This window comes from Actinomycetota bacterium, assembly GCA_035640355.1.
Taxonomy (GTDB): Bacteria; Actinomycetota; UBA4738; order UBA4738; family HRBIN12; genus CALGFI01.
Genome location: DASQWI010000002.1, coordinates 77,722 through 97,396, shown reverse-complemented (window position 1 = coordinate 97,396; position 19,675 = coordinate 77,722). Strand labels below are relative to the sequence as shown.

The 19,675-nt window shown below is 64.5% G+C and carries 16 protein-coding genes; 10 read left to right on the top strand and 6 right to left on the bottom strand.

Annotated elements, in window-relative coordinates; all coding sequences use genetic code 11:
• The first annotated feature begins 25 nt into the window (after nucleotides 1–25).
• Nucleotides 26–1,051 carry a nucleoid-associated protein gene (locus VFA08_01190; protein HYZ12211.1) on the top strand — a complete coding sequence of 342 codons (1,026 nt, stop codon included), beginning with the start codon at nucleotides 26–28 and terminating at the stop codon, nucleotides 1,049–1,051.
• 3 nt (nucleotides 1,052–1,054) lie between these two features.
• Nucleotides 1,055–2,029, top strand: coding sequence for a RelA/SpoT domain-containing protein (locus VFA08_01185; protein HYZ12210.1), 975 nt, complete (start codon nucleotides 1,055–1,057; stop codon nucleotides 2,027–2,029).
• 56 nt (nucleotides 2,030–2,085) lie between these two features.
• Here the strand turns inward: VFA08_01185 and VFA08_01180 are convergent, their stop codons facing one another.
• Nucleotides 2,086–3,951 carry a hypothetical protein gene (locus VFA08_01180; protein ID HYZ12209.1) on the bottom strand — a complete coding sequence of 622 codons (1,866 nt, stop codon included), beginning with the start codon at nucleotides 3,949–3,951 and terminating at the stop codon, nucleotides 2,086–2,088.
• 711 nt (nucleotides 3,952–4,662) lie between these two features.
• The gene (locus tag VFA08_01175) at nucleotides 4,663–4,905 is read right to left on the bottom strand and encodes a hypothetical protein (GenBank protein ID HYZ12208.1); all 243 of its coding nucleotides are present in this window, start codon (nucleotides 4,903–4,905) and stop codon (nucleotides 4,663–4,665) included.
• A 453-nt stretch (nucleotides 4,906–5,358) separates the two neighbouring features.
• Between VFA08_01175 and VFA08_01170 the strand changes: the two genes are divergently transcribed.
• The 3 genes from VFA08_01170 (at nucleotide 5,359) to VFA08_01160 (ending at nucleotide 7,675) form a co-directional block, all read left to right on the top strand.
• On the top strand, nucleotides 5,359–5,880 hold the full coding sequence (locus VFA08_01170; protein HYZ12207.1) for a helix-turn-helix transcriptional regulator: 522 nt from the start codon (nucleotides 5,359–5,361) through the stop codon (nucleotides 5,878–5,880).
• Nucleotides 5,864–7,051 carry a site-specific integrase gene (locus VFA08_01165; GenBank protein HYZ12206.1) on the top strand — a complete coding sequence of 396 codons (1,188 nt, stop codon included), beginning with the start codon at nucleotides 5,864–5,866 and terminating at the stop codon, nucleotides 7,049–7,051. Before VFA08_01170 ends, VFA08_01165 begins: the two co-directional genes overlap by 17 nt.
• Nucleotides 7,052–7,309: 258 nt before the next feature.
• The gene (locus VFA08_01160; protein HYZ12205.1) at nucleotides 7,310–7,675 is read left to right on the top strand and encodes a hypothetical protein; all 366 of its coding nucleotides are present in this window, start codon (nucleotides 7,310–7,312) and stop codon (nucleotides 7,673–7,675) included.
• Between the two features lie 118 nt (nucleotides 7,676–7,793).
• Here the strand turns inward: VFA08_01160 and VFA08_01155 are convergent, their stop codons facing one another.
• The 3 genes from VFA08_01155 to VFA08_01145 all read right to left on the bottom strand — a co-directional run bounded on the left by VFA08_01155 (nucleotide 7,794) and on the right by VFA08_01145 (nucleotide 10,802).
• Entirely contained in the window at nucleotides 7,794–8,858 is a 1,065-nt protein-coding gene (locus VFA08_01155; protein ID HYZ12204.1) for an adenylate/guanylate cyclase domain-containing protein, read from the bottom strand.
• Between the two features lie 92 nt (nucleotides 8,859–8,950).
• Entirely contained in the window at nucleotides 8,951–10,282 is a 1,332-nt protein-coding gene (locus tag VFA08_01150; GenBank protein ID HYZ12203.1) for an IPT/TIG domain-containing protein, read from the bottom strand.
• A 220-nt stretch (nucleotides 10,283–10,502) separates the two neighbouring features.
• On the bottom strand, nucleotides 10,503–10,802 hold the full coding sequence (locus tag VFA08_01145) for a hypothetical protein (protein ID HYZ12202.1): 300 nt from the start codon (nucleotides 10,800–10,802) through the stop codon (nucleotides 10,503–10,505).
• A gap of 455 nt (nucleotides 10,803–11,257) precedes the next feature.
• On the opposite strand from VFA08_01145, the gene VFA08_01140 reads away from it, so the two are divergent.
• The 5 genes from VFA08_01140 (at nucleotide 11,258) to VFA08_01120 (ending at nucleotide 17,517) form a co-directional block, all read left to right on the top strand.
• Nucleotides 11,258–11,497 carry a hypothetical protein gene (locus VFA08_01140; protein ID HYZ12201.1) on the top strand — a complete coding sequence of 80 codons (240 nt, stop codon included), beginning with the start codon at nucleotides 11,258–11,260 and terminating at the stop codon, nucleotides 11,495–11,497.
• Between the two features lie 265 nt (nucleotides 11,498–11,762).
• On the top strand, nucleotides 11,763–12,524 hold the full coding sequence (locus VFA08_01135; GenBank protein HYZ12200.1) for an ABC transporter ATP-binding protein: 762 nt from the start codon (nucleotides 11,763–11,765) through the stop codon (nucleotides 12,522–12,524).
• Nucleotides 12,525–15,059 (top strand): FtsX-like permease family protein, encoded by a 2,535-nt coding sequence (locus VFA08_01130; GenBank protein ID HYZ12199.1) that lies wholly within the window; start codon nucleotides 12,525–12,527, stop codon nucleotides 15,057–15,059.
• Between the two features lie 34 nt (nucleotides 15,060–15,093).
• A complete protein-coding gene (thrS, locus tag VFA08_01125) occupies nucleotides 15,094–17,022 on the top strand; it encodes a threonine--tRNA ligase (protein ID HYZ12198.1) in 1,929 nt (642 codons plus the stop codon).
• A gap of 3 nt (nucleotides 17,023–17,025) precedes the next feature.
• The gene (locus VFA08_01120; protein HYZ12197.1) at nucleotides 17,026–17,517 is read left to right on the top strand and encodes an HIT domain-containing protein; all 492 of its coding nucleotides are present in this window, start codon (nucleotides 17,026–17,028) and stop codon (nucleotides 17,515–17,517) included.
• 21 nt (nucleotides 17,518–17,538) lie between these two features.
• On the opposite strand, the gene fusA is transcribed toward VFA08_01120, so the two are convergent.
• A complete protein-coding gene (gene fusA / locus VFA08_01115) occupies nucleotides 17,539–19,629 on the bottom strand; it encodes an elongation factor G (GenBank protein HYZ12196.1) in 2,091 nt (696 codons plus the stop codon).
• Between the last annotated feature and the right edge of the window lie 46 nt (nucleotides 19,630–19,675).

The window sequence follows — 19,675 nt, the reverse complement described above, 5'->3', positions numbered from 1 at the left end:
TCCGCCGAGATACAGGAGTACTCCGGTGGCTGATCTCGGGTCCCTCCGAATTGGGCGTGTGATCGTTCACGAGGTCCCATATCGACTCGTCGACACTGAAGGAGTAGAGCCGAATCTGAGCGACGCTGCGCCACCGCTCAACGCAGAGCTGAAGAACTATTTCCGGGAACGCATCCGGGGGTCGCTTCGGAGGGCTGCGTTTGACGTCCTCTTCGATGCGAACTCGACATCACCTATGCCCGAACTGGTGGGGGCCCTGCTAGCGGGCAGTCAGCGCCTTGTTTCAAGGTCAAAGAAGATGGCGCAACACCTCAACGCCGTGCAGACGGGGGCTAACTCGGGCGGCCTGCTCGTCGTTGCCACTGGATCCCTGGAAGGAACCGCATCGGTGGCCGTCCTCAAGCTTGAGAAGGAGCAAGGTGTTCGAGTACGCGAGGCCACGGTAAGTGGAAAGCACACTCTGAGCCTGCAGCACATTCGAGAACTCATGCTCACTGAACGGACGCGGGTCTTCAAAGCTGGGTTGTTCTGGCAGGATGGGGATGTAGTCGTAGGTCTCGTCTCGGACAATCAGATCCCGGGTTCGGCCGTCGCTGATTTCTTCCTACGGAAGTTCCTGGGATGCACGCTGAGGATGGCACCAGACGTCATCACTAGGCGGTTCGTCGATGCCACAGAGAGTTTCATCAACGATGACGTACTGGACCCCAGCCGCAAAGCGCGATATCAGATTGCTCTACTGAGCGAAGTGTCGAGAGCCGTAGATCGGGTACAACCTCGAAACTTCGCGATCGAGCACTTGGAGGTCGAGGACCAGGACCGTTATCTGGATGCGCTACGCAACTGGGAGATACCGATTCGCGCGTTCCCGAAGAACCTGGAGCTCGTGAAGTCGCGTATTCAGAAGATGCGTCTCGATTTCGAGAGTGGTCTGATACTGCTGGCCCCGCCCGAGGTCGCCGAAGACAAGCTCAAGATTGAGTCGCGGCCGGATGGTCGAACGCGAGTGGAGTTTGAGGACGAGCTGAAGGGCATCTCCGGCCGCCGATAACCAGTGACTGACATTGATGCCCTTCGCGAACGATATCTGTCGGACTACGCCAGCTACGAGGAGTTGGCGAGCCACGTCCGACGCATCTTGGAGGGCGCCACTCGCGAAATCGGCCTAGTTTGCCGGTTTGAGTCACGCGCCAAGACGATCGACTCGTTTCTGAAGAAGGCGATTAGGAAAGGCTACGGGGACCCCAACCGAGAGATTCGGGACAAGGCCGGCGTCCGTGTCATTGCGCCCTTCTACTCTAATTTGGGAGAGATTGCAGGCTTTATCAGAGACCGGTTCAATGTCGACCACTTCGAGAACAAGCGGTCAAGCCTTGCCTACAACGAGATGGGGTACCTCGGCCAGCACTTCGAGGTGCGGCTCAAGGAGAGCGACCTCTTGGATACGCCGGAACTTACCGAGTTGCCTTGTGAGATCCAGCTCCATACGTCTGCGGAGACGGCTTGGGCGGCCGTGGCTCATGATCTTGTCTACAAGCCACCCGAGGGTGCGCTGCCTCCACCCGAGGAACACCAACGCTCCGTCTATCGCCTTGCCGCGTTCGTCGAGGTTTTCGATGAGGAGGCTGATCGGACTCTGAGAGCGGTGAGTTCCCGGGACCGCTACGGCGAGGCTAGGATGCTGCTGGCTCTGGAGAGGCCCTTCTACCGGCTCTTCGCTAAGCCATTCGACTCAGAGCTTTCCATACAGGTGCTCTCAGTCCTGGCTCAAGTCTATGACCCTGAAGAAACACACCGGTTTGCAGGAATCATCAACGAGTTCGTTGCGCGGAATGAGTCGAAGCTGCGAGACCTCGACAAGGACTACCGCAATGACGAGCGCCGTCACCCGCTGCTCTTCCAGCCCGAAACGATCGCTGTGTTTGAGCGACTTGAGACCAAAGCCATGGCGCTTAGGGCCGCCTGGACCGAAGCTCTCCCCGAGGAACTACTTGAAGGGTTGGCGGATGTCTGGGGTGAGGACTCGTGACCTGCCGAGGCGACGCTTTGGTCTGAGGCGGCCGGAATGGAGGTCTCGCACCGATCTCACCTGAGGGCTTCCTCGAACTCGATCTCGTGCTGACGTGTCTCGAGGTAGGGCGGGAGTTTCGCGTCTGCAGCCGCACGGCCGGTCGAGCGGCGACCCACCGCGAGGATCTTCCCCATGTTCCACTCGGCTTGCCAGTCGGCCATGACGAGATCCTTCGTCGCCGACTCGGGATACTCGGTGAGTTCCTTCGCGAACCTGATCGTGAACCCCCGCGCGTCCATGTCGCCACGGCTGGCTGGCAATCGTTTGAGCCCCTGCCGATACAGAGGCGGCATCAGAGCCTCGACACCCGTTTGCTCATCCCACTTGTTGCGCTGCGTCTGATGCTGGATCACTGCCGCGCCCCAACGTCGCTGCCAAACGCGGAAGTGGTCGTATTGGATGAGGTGCTTGAACGCCGAGTTCCCCTCGATGACCCAGCACCGGATCGCGTGATGAAGCTCGACCGAGAGCGCCTGCCACTCCTGCATCAGCCCGGACAGGTCGTGCCGTGACGTATCCCACTGGAGAAGGTCGCCGGCCTTGAACCGCGCCGAGCGAAGTCCTCGGATCAGGTAGCGCACCTTCGTCTCCGGCTGGATCGCCCACCACTCGACGCCCCAGAAGTTGCCGGCGGACGGATCGATCGTGCAGTAGTCGACGAGTCCCGACACTCCCTCCGGCCACTGCATGAAGCCGCGCTCTGAGTCGTAGCACCCTGGCGCGAGGATGCCGTCGCGATCGACGCCTCCGTCGAGCCACGCCGGGTCGACCAGCGCGCCGGCCGGATCCACGTTCTCCTGTTGGTACACGAGACGGAACTTCCGAGCGTTGGACGACCGTTCCGCTTGGAGCTCCGACCACGGCAGCCGTTCGGCGTCGAGGAGGCAGCCGTCTTCGCGCGCATCCCACTGCCGATGCGATCCGTTCGGCAAGGCGACGTCGCACGTCGCCTCGTGATGCGCGGGGTACTTCACGTGAGTGTACTTGCGGCGCGCGACGCCATCATCGTCGGCGTAGCTCACGTCAAGCCGGCTTCGATACAGATCGTCGGGGCCGAGACGCTGACCGACGAGAAGCAGCGCACCGCCCGGCTCTACGCGAGTCTCAGCTTCGTCCTCGAACCATCTGCCAAGTTCCGTGCGAACCTCTACGGAGCGCACGAGCGACGTCACGACCAGGTCGTCCCATAGCGCGAGCTCCACGCGTTCACCGAGGAATCCCGACTCGCGAGATGCCGCCTGGACGGTCGGTTCCTTCTCGGATAGGTCGATCGCCTCGAGCTGTTCGACGATGAACTCGTCGGCCTTCCAAGCGATGCCCTGCTGTCGTGGCTTGAACCGACCGAAGGCTTGAACGAGCGACAGCTCCGCCCGGCGTTGCGTCGCCTTGTCGTAGAACGGCCGCGGGGGCTCGAGCAGGCGCCGGATCCTCTCCACGTAGTGCGTCGCCGATCGGTATCCGAACGACCCGAGCATGATGCGGACGGCGCGCCCGCGCAGCGGATCGCACAGACCGCCGCCAGCGATCAACCAGGCCGGGATGTCGTGCGTGAACAGAGTGCTCTTGCCGGAGCCCGGCGGCATGTTCAGCACCATGTAGGAGCGGCTCGTTCGGTCCTGCAGGGCGTCCACGACACGCTCTGCGGCATCCCTGCGCCACGGAACTGGTCGCCGAAGGAGAAAGGTCTCGGCGAAGAGCGAGAAGTCGGCAAGCGTATCTCGGACACCACCGTCGAGTTCGTCCCACGTCTTTGGGTCGGGCTGCGCCTCGTCAAGACGCTCGCGCTCGGCGATCGATTTGGACGGCCCGACGCCTCGGTGCTTTCGCCAGCCCCATTGGCGCGACATGCCGACTTCGACGGCCGCCCGCGCAGCGCCCATCCCGCCAGCGACGAGAGCCCAGAACTGGCGCTCTTGAGCCGGCGTCGCCCGCCTAGGCAACGAACCGGCAAACCCTTGAGCAACGTGTCCGCGAGATCGGGGTAGCGGCGCGAGAAGGAGTAGAACCGGTCGGCAGGCCATCGCGATACGTCCTCGGGCTTCAAGGTCACGGTCCCGACTCTGTCGGGTCGTCCGTACGGGAAGCGGCGCTGCTCGTCCTCCTGCTGCCGCTGCGTTTCCTCGGCTTGCGCAATCTCCTCGCCGGTGATGCGTTGCACGGTTCGCCGCCCGTCGCTGTATGTAGTTGTGATCAATGCTCCGCGCGGCCCGAGGTTCTTCTCGGACCGACGAAGCACGTTCATCAGCGGCCGCGCGAGCTGGTATTCGTGATCCCGCCATGCGAGCAGCGCCGCGGCGCGTCGCAGGATGGCGTGGCCTTCGCCCGGACCGGCCGATTCGAGCTCGTCTATCGTCGCGTCGAACGCTTCACGGAGTCGCGGCGGAAGATCGGCGCCCATTCCTTGTGAGACGAGGTCATCGACTGTGTACTGCGACAAGTCGCCGAGCTGCTCGTGGAGCTGAGCGATGAGCGCGTCGCGCTCCTCCTGGTCTTCGGGGAGATCCCCGATCTCAGGGTCCGTCGCTTGAGTGAGTTCGAGGAGCTCACCCATCGCCTCGCGGTATGCGTCCTCGCTCTGTTGGGCGAGTTTGTCAGCGCCCGTCTGCATCGCTGTCCTCCTCGTCATCGTCGGTCGTGTCCGGCGGCTCGAACTCCGTTTCAACGCTCGGCGTCGGCGCGAGCCCGAGAAGCTCGTCGATGTGCTGGAGTCGCTGCTCGATCGTCAACTCGTCCTCGACGTCCCGGCCCAGGCTGCTTTTGTTGTCAAGGGATTCGCCCTTGTCACGCACGACATCCTCTTCGTCGACGTCGGGCGGCCAGGTGCGCTCAGTCACGCGCGGCCGTTCCTCTCGTACAGAGACCCGAGAGCCTTTTCGAGGTCGCGCAGGTTTAGGACGCGGGCAAGGCGCAGGAGCGTCCGCGTGGAGGGTCGTTCGAGGCTTCGCTCGATCCGACTGAGCTGGCCGGGATCCACGCCGGCCTCGCGCGCGACTGCGCGTAGACCGCGACCCTGGGTTTCTCGTGCCGTACGCAGTCGCTCGCCGCTGAACTTGGGCTCGGCTGTCTTCGCTCCCACCAAGCTGCTCCTCGATGTCCTGAGTTCGCTTGGCTGGGCGGAATCAGCCGTGGTGCTCGCGCCAGTTCCGGGTCCGGCGGAAAGACCCCTGGGACTACGTCCCTGCGCGCCGTGGTGCCTTTCTTATCACCGACTCCAGGCTTCGGTCAAGTAATGGCTGACAGGTCGCATCTGTGTTGACTCTCCCTCCACATCGGCTTAGGCTCCCGATATGACTCCGGCCCAATTGATCGGGCGACGACTTGCTGAAGCGAGACGCATGCGCGGTCTGACGCAGCGACAACTCGGCGAGCTTCTCGAGCCCTGGATTGGGAAGTGGGCCAAACAGCAAATCTCGGCGGCAGAGCTCGGGCGTCGGTCGTTCGCCGCTGAGGAACTCGTCGCTTTGTCCGCTTGCCTCGAGCAGCCGCTCGGCTTCTTCTTCCACGGCAACGGCGAAGCAGAGCTCGTGTTCTCAGGAGGACAGACGGTCTCGACACAGGATCTTCCGGCCATCATCCACAGAGGGGAAGTCGCGGGCACAATCGTCGAGCTCGAGGCGTTGGCTCGCGCAGGCGAACTCGCAAAGGACGCACTCGAATCCGTCCAGGCGATTACCCATCTGGCTGAGGCCCGACTTCGCGCGTCTTCCTCTTTGTCGGCCGAGGGTGAGGTCTATCGCGGCGCCCCGAAACGCACGACAACCAAATCTGGACCAAAGCGGAAGGGAGGAACGAGTGCCAAGAAAGTCTGACTATCCGAAGAAGCTCGACAACAGCCGGTGGCTCATCCGCTGGCGCGAGGGAGGTCATCACAGACAGCGGACGTTCGCGACAGAGCGAGAGGCAAAGACATACCTCGCGAACTTCACAGTCTCGCGGTCGCGCGGCGAAGTATTCGATTCGAGTCGAGGCCGCATGACGGTCGACGAGTGGTGGCCTCAGTTCCTCGCGAGCTTCGAGCATCCACCTCGTCCGACGACACTCGCCGCCTATCGCAAGTGGTTCGAGCTCTACATCGGCAGCGGAGGAACGTCGACGAGTCCGAAGGCACTTCCCCCTAGCGAGTCGCTCGGACGCATCCCGCTCAACGCGCTGACGCCCGAACGCGTCGCGTCATGGCGCGGTGCACTGCGGAACAGAGGAGCGGGGGAGTCGACCGTGTACCACGCGACGCAGCTTCTTCGAACGATGCTCAACCGGGCGATCGACTTCGACGTGATCGCTAGAAGCCCTGCGCGCGCTATCCGTAACCGACCACCGAAGCCACTCGCAGCTCGCGCGCTCGAGCCCGAGGAGCTGCGCGCGCTCGCGGATGCGCACCCCGAACGTTTCCGCGCGGCCGTGTACGTGATGGGGTTCCGCGGTTTGCGGATCGGTGAGCTTGCAGCATTGCGGACAGATGATCTCGACCTCATGCGCGGCGGGCTGCGGGTCGATGAGAACCTCGTCGAGGTCTCCGGCAAGGTCATCATCGGACCACCGAAGACGTCCGAGGGGAACCGGACAATCAGCCTGCCTCCGTTCCTCAGAGACATCCTCGCCGAGCATCTCGCGGCGTTCTCAAGCCCGACAAATCCCAGAGCGTTTGTGTTCACGTCGCCGGAGGGCGGACCGCTGCGCCCCGGCAACTACCGACGCCGAGTCTTCGATCCGGCCGTGCGCGCTGCGGGCCTGTCGTGGAGACCGACGCCGCACAACCTGCGAGATACGTGCGCGACGATGATGCTGACCGCCGGCGCCGATGTCGTCGAGGTTGCTCGGCTGATGGGCCACACCGATCCGTCCGTCACTTTGCGACGGTATGCGGCGGTTCTCGAGAGTCGACGATCACGTACCGACGAGCGGCTCGACGAGATGTACCACTCGACGGGAAGTGTGGCGGCGACGTCCGCCGATGTCGTCGAGATCGGGAGTGCGAGGTAATTGATGCTTCCCATGGATGCCATGCTGACATCGAGACAGGTGGTTGTGAGCGACCGCTCCGACCGTGAGATCACGGCGATTCACGAGGCGGGACACGCATTAGTCGCGTACGTCGTAGGGGTAATCGTCCATAAGGCGAGCATCGTTACCCGCGGCGATACAGCCGGGCGCGTGCATCACGATGAGCCGACAACGTCGACATGGCACCTGCCGGGGAGTAGCGCGCGGATTCGTGGTCGACCAATCAAGCATCGCCTCATGATCACTGCCGCGGGTGAGCAAGCGGAACTGGCGTTCGATGTTGACGGTGAGTCCGCGCGCATTCACGCGACTTTCGACAGGCGTGAAGAGGAACGGCTCCTCATGCAGCTAAAGACGGAGGACTTCGGTGAGGCATTCGACAGGGAGGGACGGCTGAGGCGCGATGCTTGGATGAAGGTTGGATATTGGCGAGACAGGCTTGCACTCAGCTCGCGGAGTGATTCGAGCAATGCTGTTCGACGCCATAGGGCAGCGATCGAAGCCCTTACCGCTGAGCTCATGGAGCACCTCGAGATTCGTACGGAGCACATAGTCAGCATCTTGAGGAGGAATGGCGTCGACGACGATCGAATCGTTGACTGAAACGGAGTAGGGGCTTCAGCGGAAGAGTGTTAGGGACGATACGTCAGACATCCTTGGTCTCGCGACCACGAACGCTGAATAGCGTTTCATCTGGCGCGTAATGACGTCTTTCCGAGTGCTACTCGGGCAACTCGAAGTCGTTGAACGATATGGAGTACACGGCGGCGCGACTCGACTGCTCTTCGACCTTCAGCCATTCCCAGTCAACCGAGATGCCAAGCGCGTCATCCTGTGATGCCGCGGAGAGAATCTCGCCCAGATACGCGTTCGCAAAGGTCCTCTTAGAGGGAGCCAGTTTCACCATGCGGGCCGCGCCAACGACGGCAGCCCCGACGAGAGCGGGGCCAAGAATGTCTCCGAGGGAAGCAGGACCGGCAGCCATTCCAATCGCCAGCCCGACTTCTTCGGGGAAGTTCTGAGAGTTCGACCTAAATGCCGGGATCGCGTCTGTGTAGAACGCCGCGAAGACACCCTTCACAGCCTCCAAGAGATTCGGAAGCGTGTCTTCAAGCGTGCCATTCTTGTAGGGCCAAAAGGCGAGGAAGCCATCTCCTGTGAACTTGTCGAACCAACCTCCTTTCTCACGGACGATGGCCCGCGCACTCTCGACGAAGGATCCGAGTACATCTGCGAACGCTCGGGCGCTAACCGCTTCCTTCATCAAGACCGTCGAAGACCGAATGTCGGCCGCAACAACGGCGACGTGTATGGGTCTTCCATCTTTCAGCGCAGCTCGGACGTCCGAGGCATACAGTTGACTCTCCCAATCTTTCGGCGCGTGGCGGTCGAAGAGCTTGATGTCGAGTGGAATGGCCTTTTCCGGCCTGCGCGGTTCAGGTACTTCGGAGCGACGTGATGAGGTGAACGTAGGTAACGTCGCGGCAGCGGCTAGATCTCTGCTGATTTTGGCCCAGACCGTACTAGCCGATTGGTTCAAGGCTGCACGAATCGGTTCGGTCATCGCTGCTGCCATCGCAGCCTGATCGTCCGCCATCTTCTTTAGGGCTGAGTGAAACGCCTCCTGTTGTGAGGCGGTCAGTGCGAGTCCATCAAGGAACGCGCGCATCGAGGTTGGCAAGGAACTCTCAGCTGGGCGTGGCTCGACGGCGGATTGGTCGTCCGGTGCCGTGGGGGCGGTTCTACGCCCCCGTCCCTTCGGCGCGGATTCCTTCTCGTCAGTCACGAATCAAACCCTGGGGTTTCCACGCCATACCTCAAGAGGCGCCTAAGCCATCGACCAGTGATCTTCCCGGCGACGCGACGCCCAACCCGACATCACTCGCAGCCGATCCCGTCGTTGTCGCCATCGAGGCCATAGGGATCAGAGCCGGTTACACGAATTGGCCCCATTACGTACCGTGGGCCGTCGCCTGTACCGCCAGCGCAGTCCACGTCGGGGCCAGGTGGAATGCACGGAGAGTAGCCGGCCGTGCAGCTCGGTTCACGGTCGTCATCGCCGTCACTCACTGTCGGGTGGTTGTGGGTCCGTGCGCGCGACACGTCGCCCAGACAACGATCGCCGTTGACCAGCCTGCTCCTCGAGACGACCGAGCGGTATTTTCCTTCGCGATCGGGCAGGCTCTCTCGGTAGGAGCCGTTGGCGGTCGTTCGGTCCTTGCCGACCGTTCGCCAGTTGCCCTCGCTCCTTCGCTGGATCTTCACGAGGCGGCGACGCTCGCATGCGTTGGTCCCATCTGGGACGTTCACCTGCCCTGTCGCGGCGAGATGGCCGCGCAGCCGCAGCGTGACATTGCTTCGATGCCGTTCGATGGGCTCCGGGTCGCCGTGCCCATCAACCACGAAGTTCGCCGCGCTCGTCGCGGTGCCACCTGGCGTCGTGACGCGGATCGGGCCAGTCGTCGCCGTCGTCGGCACCGTGGCGGTGATCTGCGTGTCCGAGTTGAAGACGAATGCCGCCGACACGTTGTTGAAGGTCACCGAGCTCACTCCGGTGAACCCGGTGCCGGTGATCAAAACCGTCGTTCCGACCGCGCCCTGGCTCGGGGTGAACGACGTGATGGTGGGGGCGGGCTGGACCGTGAAGTTCGTCGAGCTTGTCGCCGTGCCCCCGGGCGTCGTGACACGGATCGGGCCGGTCGTCGCCGTCGTCGGCACCGTGGCGGTGATCTGCGTGTCCGAGTTGAAGACGAATGCCGCCGACACGTTGTTGAAGGTCACCGAGCTCACTCCGGTGAACCCGGTGCCGGTGATGACGACGCTCGTTCCGACCGGGCCGCTCGTTGGGCTGAACGACGTGATCGTGGGGAGCGGCGACGGCGTCACGTCGAAGTTCGTGGCACTGACCGCCGTCCCCTCGGAATCCGTAACGTCGATGGGTCCGTCCGTGGCTCCGGCGGGAACGGTCGCCGTGATCTGCGTATCGGAGTTGACGGTGAAGGTCGCGGCGACGTTGTTGAACTCGACTGCGGTTACCACGGATGTGTCTTGAAAGCCGGTCCCGGTGATCGTCACCGAGGTACCGATCGGGCCGCTCGTTGGGTTGAACGATGTAATCGTCGGCAGCGCCGCGACGGCCGCGGGAGCGCCGAGAAACACGACAGCCAGGGCAACAACGAGGACAACACCGAGCGACCGAGCGTTCCTCACCACGATCACCTTCCAAAATCGTGCTGGTTGCCTCAGAGAGCATGTCGGCCGGTCGGCTGTCAAATCGCCATCCATCGAGCGCTTCAGTGCGACTGGAGGACGGGTCTCCCATGGGGCGCCGGCTCCGTGTGGGCCCAATGTCCCGGCGACGCGCTGAGTCCTGAGACCCAATAGGACGTCGAGGCTCCGCACGGCAGTCCCGAGAGAGTGTTCGAGCGACCTAGTCCAGCGCCAACTCCAGATCCCAGTTGGCCGACCGCATCTCGCTGTGGGAATAGCTCGGCCCGTCGTGAGTGCCGATCCTGATCTGATAGAACGACGCCCTCGGGACGTCGCGAACCGTGAACGCGACTTCACACCCAGCTCCGCTTGTCGTGTCGAAGCCCGTACTGGAGCTACCGATCAGTTTGTCGGACTCGTCACGGATGTGAACGCTCGCGTTCTCGATGTCGTAGCCCCCACCGCACTCGGGTGCCGACAGTGTCCCAGTGATGTCGTGCTTTTCGGCCAGCGGCCCCACGGGGCCGCCACGGCTCGAGAGAACAAGCCAGAGAAGCAGCCCAATGACGATGACGCCTCCAATGGCAGCCAGGAGAACGTACGGGGCGCGCGATCGCTTGGAAGCCTCCGGTGGTGGCGGTATTGGACCAGTGGCGGGCGGGAACTCCGATTCGGGGCGGTCTCCAGGTAGCTCGATCCGAGCGCCGCACTCTGGACAGAACTGTTGAGTCGCCTGAACTGGATGACCGTTTGGACACATTGCCATATCGCGACCCCCGCCGTAGGCGGCAAGAGTCTAGGACGTCCGAAGAGCGCGTTTCCAACGGCCGCATGGCTCACTCCGCTCCGACCACGAGAAGGCCGTGCGGCGCCGGTTCGCGGTGATCCCAGTGGCGTGGCGACACACTGAAAACCAGTGGACCGTCCGACCGCACGCCGCGGCGACGGTCAGTGGACTCGACTAGCGTTTCTCGCGTGCCGACGATTCCCGAGCTCGAGCAGTGGCTCAGCGACCGGCTCGATGCGATGCCGCCAGCCGCTCGAGCAGAGCTACTCCACGTCTTGATGCTGCCGGACTTCGACCGTGCCTGGCGGATCGGGGAGTTCTGGGCGAACCCGGCAACGCGGACGTTTGGCGAGCTACTGATCGATCTTGAGGACGATCGCGCCGCGCGGGCGCTCGTTATCGGGATGCTGCGGGATCCGAGTAGGTGACAGGCCGGAGCGCGTACATCGGCGTACATCCCATGCGTTCCACCCGTTTCTAGCGTCTCAACACGTTTCGCGCGTTACATGCCCTGAGCAGGTCATTCGGTAGATCCGCAGGTCACGCGGCCGCCGGCGAATGGGCGTGAAGGTGCTTCACACGCAAGAGGTCGCAGGTTCAAAACCTGCCGCGCCCACCACGTAGATTCACCGTCCCGTCGTCGTCGGTTCATGTTCCGTTCGATAGCGTGGTCCCTTACACGAGGGGGGACCCATGTCGACAACACGCAGCCCAGCGGTCGCGCCGGCGACCACGGTCGCCGCGCGCGCCGTCGATCTCACGAAGATCTTTGGCGCGGGCGATGCTGCCGTCCGCGCGCTCGACTCCGTATCCGTCACGTTCGAGCGGGCGCGGTTCAGCGCCATCATGGGACCGTCCGGGTCGGGCAAGTCGACGCTCCTTCACTGCATGGCCGGGCTCGACACGCCGACGAGCGGCAACGTCTTCATCGGCGACGTCGACCTCACGTCGCTTTCCGAGAAGGAACTGACCCTCTTACGGCGTGAGAAGGTCGGCTTCGTCTTCCAGACCTTCAATCTGGTTCCCACGCTCACGGCGGCGGAGAACATCACGCTCCCGCTCGACATCGCCGGCGACAAGCCGGACCCGGGGTGGTTCGACACCGTGGTCGACACCGTCGGGCTCCGCGACCGGCTGTCGCACCATCCGAGCGAGCTGTCCGGGGGACAGCAGCAGCGTGTTGCCGGCGCGAGGGCGCTGCTCAGCAGGCCGGACATCGTCTTCGCCGATGAGCCGACGGGGAACCTCGACTCGAAGGCGAGCGTCGAGCTGCTCGAGTTCCTGAGGTCCGCCGTGAACGAGCACGGACAGACGATCGTCATGGTGACGCACGATGCCGTCGCCGCTTCGTTCGCCGACCGGATCGTCTTCCTTCAGGACGGCAACATCGTGGACGAGATGCTCGAGCCCACGACAGAGCGCATCCTCGATCGCCTGAAGGCTCTGGAGAAGTAGGTGTTCCGAGCGGCGCTGCGCAGCGTTCTGGCGCGCAAGGTCCGGCTGCTCCTCACGGGCCTCGCCGTCCTGCTCGGCGTGAGCTTCATGTCCGGCACGTACGTCCTCACCGACACGATGACGGCCGCGTTCAACGATCTCGTGGACACCGGCTACGCGCAGATCGATGTCCTCGTACGTCGAGAGAGTGCGTTCACCGCACAGACGAGCAGCCTGGAGGAACGCGAGGCGATGCCGGACTCGGTGCTGTCAACGGTCGAGGACGTCCCCGGTGTGGACCGGGCCGTTGGCGATGTCATCGGCTACGCGCAGATCGTGAACCCAGCGACAGGGAAGGTCATCGGGACGTTCGGGCCTCCGACCGCCGCGGCGTCGTGGGACACGTTGACTGGCTTCACCGTGGAGGCGGGCCGAGCGCCGCAAGGCGACGACGAGGTGGTGATCGATTCAGGATCGGCTGAGAGCAACGACATCGGCATCGGCGACCGAGTGGAGATCCTGTTCGAGGGGCCGCCGGGGGAGTTCGACGTCGTAGGCATCGCCGGCTACGGGGAGGGGGGGAGCTTGTTCGGCGCGACCTTCGCGTTGTTCGACCTCCCCACCGCACAACGGGTCCTGGGGAAGGAAGGTGAGCTCGACTCGATCGCCGTCGTGGCCGACGAAGGCGAATCGGGCACCGCGCTCGCCAACCGCGTCACCGCCGCGGTCCCCGATGGGATCGAGGCCGTCCCCGCGTCGACGGTCATCACGGAGCAGCAGGACCAGATCGGCGAGGGTCTCGGGTACCTCCGCACAGCGTTTCTCGTGTTCGCCTACGTCGCCCTGTTCGTGGGGGCGTTCATCATCTTCAACACGTTCGCGATCATCGTCGCGCAGCGGACGCGAGAGCTCGCCCTGTTCCGGGCGCTCGGTGCGACCGGACGACAGGTGCTGAGCACGGTCGTCGCCGAGGCGTTCATCGTCGGGGTCGTGGCCTCGGCCATCGGTGTGGTCGTCGGCATAGGGATCGCCATCGGCCTGAAGGGTCTTTTGTCATCGATCGGCGTCGACCTGCCCTCGTCGGGAACGGTGATCCAGCTTCGGACGGTGGTCGTCTCGATCGTGGTCGGTACGGTCATCACCGTCGTGGCCGCGGTCGTCCCCGCGCGTCGCGCGTCTCGGATCGCGCCGATCGAGGCGCTTCGAGAGGCACAGGACCGTCCCGGCCGGTCACTTCGGTTCCGACTCGTGAGCGGCGCCGTCGTGCTCGCAGTTGGGGTCGGTCTCCTGACATACGGCCTGTTCGGGACGCCCGACAACGCGCTCCAGCTGGTGGGCGCAGGCGTGGCGTTGACGTTCATCGGCATCGCGATGCTGACGCCGCTCATCGCCAGGCCGGTGGCTGCGACGATCGGTATACCGGTGCGGGCACTTGGCGTTCCGGGCAAGCTCGCCCGGGAGAACGCGATCCGCAACCCGCGCCGAACGGCGGCAACGGCGTCGGCATTGATGATCGGCCTCGGCCTCGTGGTGTTCGTGGCGGTCTTCGGGGCGTCGGCGAAGGCTTCGACTTCGGCGGTCCTCGACCGCACACTTCGGGCCGACTTCATCCTCACGTCGCCGACGTTCACCGGGTTCAGCACCTCCGCGGCCGAGGATGTTCGTGACGTTCCCGGGGTGGCGACGGTCTCGCAGGTTCGCCAGGCGGAAGCCAAGGTTGACCGCGGGACAGCCTTCTTGTCGGGGATCGATCCGACCACGTTCTCCGCCGTGTCAGAGGCGGGGGTCCTCAGTGGATCGATCGCCGACCTGTCGCAGCCGAACACGCTGGCTGTTTTCGAAGACCACGCGCAGGACAACGGGTGGAGCGTCGGCGACGTCGTCCACGCGCAGTTCCCCGCGACGGGCGACATCGATCTGGAGATCGTGGCGATCTACGAGGAGAACGGGTTGATCGGCGACTGGGCCATCTCGCTCGACACCTTCGACGAGAACGTCGTGGCCCAGCAGCTGGACATCTTCGTGCTCGTCAAGGTGGAGCAGGGAACGAACGCCGCAGCGGTCCGTCCGGAGCTCGAGCGCGCGCTCCAGGCGTATCCGAACATGGAGGTGCAGGATCAGGCCGAGTTCCGCGACCAGTACACGACGTTCCTCAATACCGTGCTCAACCTGGTTACCGGTCTGCTCCTGTTGGCGGTGTTCATCGCGCTGTTCGGCGTGATGAACACGTTGTACCTGTCGATCTATGAGCGGACGCGTGAGCTCGGCTTGCTCCGCGCCGTGGGGCTCACCAGACGGCAAACGCGGTCGATGGTCCGGCGGGAGGCCGGCATCATCTCGGTGATGGGAGCGCTGTTCGGCGTCGTCGTCGGCATCGCCTTCGGGTGGGCGATGCAGCAGGCCCTCGCGCCCGAGGGGTTCACCGAGCTCGGCATCCCGGGCGGCCAGATCGCCGCTTACGTGATCGCCGCGGCCATCCTCGGATGGATGTTCGCGTTCCTTCCGGCGCGACGCGCAGCCCGCCTCAACCTGTTGCAAGCCATCGCGTACGAGTAGCAAGCGCGCTCGGACCGGCCGATATCATGCGGTGATGCCGCGCATCGAGCTCGAAGACGATCGTTCCAGCGAGCTGCCCGAGGGCGAACCGATCGGATCCGTCCTTCCGGCGGGAGCGATCGCGGCGCGCTTCGACGGCGAGCTCGTCGACCTGTCGTTCGTTCCGTCCGACGACGGCAAGGCTGAACCCGTCGACGCTGCCGAGCCCGACGGGCTGCACGTCCTTCGGCATTCCGCCGCACACGTGCTGGCGCAGGCGGTGTGCGACCTGTGGCCCGGGACGAGGTACGCGATCGGGCCGCCGATCGACGACGGCTTCTACTACGACCTCGGGCTGCCGGGACCGATCTCCGAATCCGACCTGCCGAAGATCGAGGATCGGATGCGCGAGATCGTGGCGGCCGACCAGCCGTTCATCCGAGAGGAGGTCTCACGCTCGGAGGCGCTCCAGCGCTTCGCCGACCAGCCGTACAAGCGGGAGATCATCGAGAGCCTCGACGAAAGCGAGGGCGCGCTCGGTGAGACGGTCACGATCTATCGCAACGACGGGTGGTCGGACCTGTGTCTTGGTCCGCACGTTCCGTCGACGGGACGGCTCGGCGCGTTCAGGTTGATGAAGCTCGCCGGCGCGTACTGGCGGGGCGACGAGACGAAGCCCATGCTCCAGCGGATCTACGGGACGGCGTGGGCGACCGAAGGGGACCTCGACTCGTATCTCCGGCGCCTCGAGGAAGCGGAGAAGCGCGATCACCGCAAGCTCGGCCGCGACCTCGACCTGTTCTCGTTCCCCGAGGAGCTGGGGCCGGGTCTTGCCGTGTGGCATCCGAGGGGCGGCGTCTTCCGAAAGCAGCTCGAAGACTATGTCCGCGACCTACATCTCGAGCGCGGCTACGACCTCGTCGTGACGCCGAATATCGCACGCAGGGAGCTGTGGGACACATCGGGGCATACAACTAAGTACGCCGATCTCATGTATCCGGAGATGAGGCGTGAGGGCGAGCCCGGCTACTTCGTCAAACCAATGAACTGCCCGTTCCACGTGCTCGTGTACAAGTCGCAGATCCGTTCCTATCGGGATCTGCCGATGCGGCTGTCGGAGCTCGGCGCCGTCTACCGCCATGAGCGGATCGGCGTCGTCCACGGTCTGCTCCGGGCCCGAGGCTTCACGCAGGACGACTCGCACATCATCTGCCGGGAGGACCAGCTCGTCGACGAGATCCTCGGTGTATTCGACCTGACGCTCGAGATCCTCGGGACGTTCGGGTTCACAGAACCGACGGTTCGGCTCTCGACGCTTCCCGGCGAGACGATCGTGACGCCTGAGATGGCCGAACGCGCGACCGAGGCGCTCCGCACGGCGCTCGAGAAGAGTGGAATGAGCTACGACGTGGCCGAGGGCGAAGGATCGTTCTATGGCCCGAAGGTGGACTTCCACTTTCACGACGCGATCGGGCGCCCATGGCAGCTGACGACGGTGCAATGCGACTTCGGCCTTCCAGAACGGTTCGAGATGGAGTACGTCGGCGAGGACAACCAGCGCCACCGTCCGATCATGGTCCACCGAGCGATCCTCGGGTCGATCGAGCGGTTCTCGGGCGTGCTTATTGAGCACTACGCCGGCGCGTTCCCGCTATGGCTCTCGCCGGAGCAGGTGTGGCTGGTCCCCGTTGCCGATCGCCACGTCGGCCACGCGGAGACGCTCGCTTCGCGGCTGCGGGAAGCGGGGCTGAGGCCGTTCGTCGACGCGTCGAGCGAAACGGTCGGCAAGAAGGTCCGAGCCGCACAGCTCATGAAGGCGCCGTACGTGCTCGTGATCGGCGATCGGGAGGTGGAGTCCGGCGAGCTCACGGTTCGGGACCGAGCGGGGACAGAGACGAAGGGCGTGCCGTTCGACGAGTTCGTCGCGGCGCTCGTCGAGGAGGCGCGGACCCGGCGGCTGACGGGTACGTCGTTCGGGAGCTAGCCGGTGGAGCGGCTGTGGTCGCCGTGGCGGATGGAGTACATCGAGTCGGCGCGGGAGAACGACGGCGATGGGTGCGTGTTCTGCGCGCTGTTGGAGGCGGAGGGGTCGAGCGGCGAGCGCGTCCTCGCGCGTGATGAGCTCGCGTTCGTCGCCCTCGCGAAGTACCCGTACAACCCCGGACACATGCTCGTGCTGCCCGTCCGGCACACAGGCGACCTGGAAGACCTGACGTCGGAGGAGAGCGCGGCGATCTCGCGGCTGCTGAATCGATCCGTTCGCGCGCTGCGAGAGACCTCCGAGCCGCACGGCTTCAACATCGGGCTGAACCTGGGGCGTGCCGCCGGCGCAGGCATGCCGGAGCACGCCCACTGGCACGTCGTCCCGAGATGGGGCGGCGACACGAACTTCATGCCAGTCGTGGGGGAGACGCGGGTGCTCCCGGAGCTTCTCGACCAAACGTTCGCCAAGCTGCGGCCGCGTTTCGACGAGGACTGATCTCCGGACGCGAGCGGCGAGCTACTTCTTCTGCGCCTCCTCGCGCACGCGCTGCGCCTCGGCGATGATCTTGTCGGCGAGATGCGTCGGCACCTCTTCGTAGTGCGAGAACCGCATGGTGAACGCGCCCCTCCCTCCGGTCAGGGATCGCAGGTCGATCGCGTAGCGTGCCACGTCGGCCTGCGGCACGAGCGCCTTGATCCGCTGTTTGCCCGCTCCGGCCGACTCCATGCCCTGGATCTTGGCGCGCTTGGAGTTGAGATCGCCCATGATGTCGCCGGTATGCGTTTCGGGGACGACGACCTCGAGCTCGACGATCGGCTCGAGCAGCACGACGCCCGCCGCCTGCGCGGCCTCCTTGAGCGCGAGCGACCCGGCGATCTGGAACGCCATGTCGGATGAGTCGACGGTGTGGAACTTGCCATCGAGGAGCGCGCACTTGATGTCGACCATCGGATAGCCCGACATCACGCCCTCGGCCATCGTCCTCACGACGCCCTTCTCGACCGAGGGGATGAATTGGCTGGGGATCGCCCCACCGAAGATCTTGTTCACGAACTCGAACCCGCCGCCGCGTGGCAGCGGCTCGATCTCGATGTTGCACACCGCGTACTGGCCGTGCCCGCCCGTCTGCTTGACGTGACGGCCGAGCCCCTTGCCCGCGGCGCGGATCGTCTCCCGGTAGGGGATCCTCGCCGGCGCCACGCTCACCTCGACGCCGAACTTGCGCTTCATGCGTTCCATCTGGACGTCGAGGTGGGCCTCGCCCATCCCGTACATCACGGTCTCGTGCGTCTCCTCCGAACGCTCGATGCGGAGCGTGGGGTCCTCCTCGCGAAGGCGCGAAAGGGCGGTCGACAGCTTGTCCTCGTCGCCCTTCGTCTTCGGTGAGATGGCGAACGCCAGGAGCGGTTCGGGCAGGTCCACGCCGCGAACGACGACCGGGTCGTCCTTCGTGGCCAGCGTGTCTCCCGTCGTCGTGTGTGCGAGCTTGGCTACCGCACCGATGTCGCCCGCGGGCACTTCTGCCACGGTGTCGTGCTCCTTCCCCCGCAGCGAGAAGATCTGTCCGACGCGCTCTTCGCTTCCCTTCGTTGCGTTGTAGACGGTCGAGTCGGGGCGGACCCTCCCCGAGTACACCCGGAACATCGTGATGTGTCCGACGTAGGGGTCCGAGACGGTCTTGAACACATACGCCGTGAGCGGCTGACCCGCGTCCGCGTCGCGCTGTCTCTCCTCACCGGCCTTCGTCGTCACCGTGATCGGACCACGGTCGACGGGCGAGGGAAACTCGTCCGCGATGAAGTGGAGCAGCCGGTCGACGCCGATCGGCTTCGCCGCGGCGGCGCAGAGCACCGGTGCGATGCGGGCTTCGGCGAACCCTGTCTTGACGCCCTTCAGCACCTCGTCGTGGGAGAGCTCGCCCTCCTCGAGGTACTTCTCAATCAGCCTGTCGTCGGACTCGGCGACGGCCTCGATCAGCTTCTCCCGGAACTTGTCCGCCTGGCCCGATATTTCCTCCGGCCAGTCGCCCTCGTCGGCCGTCGCGCCCGAGGGGTAGCGGAACGCCTTGCGCGAAAGCAGGTCGGCAACACCATCGAAGTCGTGCTCCTCCCCGAGGGGTAGCTCCAGCGGGGCGACCTGCGTGCCGAACGCCTGCACGAGCTCGTCCAGCGTGCGCTCGAACGACGCTCGTTCGCGGTCGAGCTTGTTGATGACGATCGCCCGCGGCAGGCCGGCTTCGACGGCGAGTTCCCAAGCGACCTCGGTCTGAACCTCGACGCCCTCGACGGCCGAGACGACGAGGAGAACCGCGTCCGCGGCCCGGATCGCCGTGCGCACGTCGCCGATGAAGTCCGCGTAGCCCGGCGCGTCGAGCGCGTTGATCTTCACGCCGCTCCATTCGATCGGAGCCATCGACAGCGAAACGCTGATGCCCTTCTTCACCTCTTCCGGCTCGAAGTCGCCGACCGTGTTGCCGTCCTCGATCCGTCCCATCCGCGTGGTCGCCCCGGACGTGAACAGCATGGCCTCGAGCAGCGTCGTCTTGCCCGACCCACCGTGGCCGACGAGAAGTACGTTTCGGATCTCACTGGCGTCGTAGGTCTTCATCCGGGCTCCTATGCGTGAACGTGCGTGCGCGGGGCTCGAGTAGGGC

Excerpts from the sequence above, each read along its gene's own strand:
- VFA08_01180 (HYZ12209.1), bottom strand. The coding sequence starts at position 3,951 with ATGGGCGCTGCGCGGGCGGCCGTCGAAGTCGGCATGTCGCGCCAATGG.
- fusA (HYZ12196.1), bottom strand. The coding sequence starts at position 19,629 with ATGAAGACCTACGACGCCAGTGAGATCCGAAACGTACTTCTCGTCGGC.
- VFA08_01135 (HYZ12200.1), top strand. The coding sequence starts at position 11,763 with ATGTCGACAACACGCAGCCCAGCGGTCGCGCCGGCGACCACGGTCGCC.
- thrS (HYZ12198.1), top strand. The coding sequence starts at position 15,094 with ATGCCGCGCATCGAGCTCGAAGACGATCGTTCCAGCGAGCTGCCCGAG.
- VFA08_01170 (HYZ12207.1), top strand. The coding sequence starts at position 5,359 with ATGACTCCGGCCCAATTGATCGGGCGACGACTTGCTGAAGCGAGACGC.
- VFA08_01160 (HYZ12205.1), top strand. The coding sequence starts at position 7,310 with ATGATCACTGCCGCGGGTGAGCAAGCGGAACTGGCGTTCGATGTTGAC.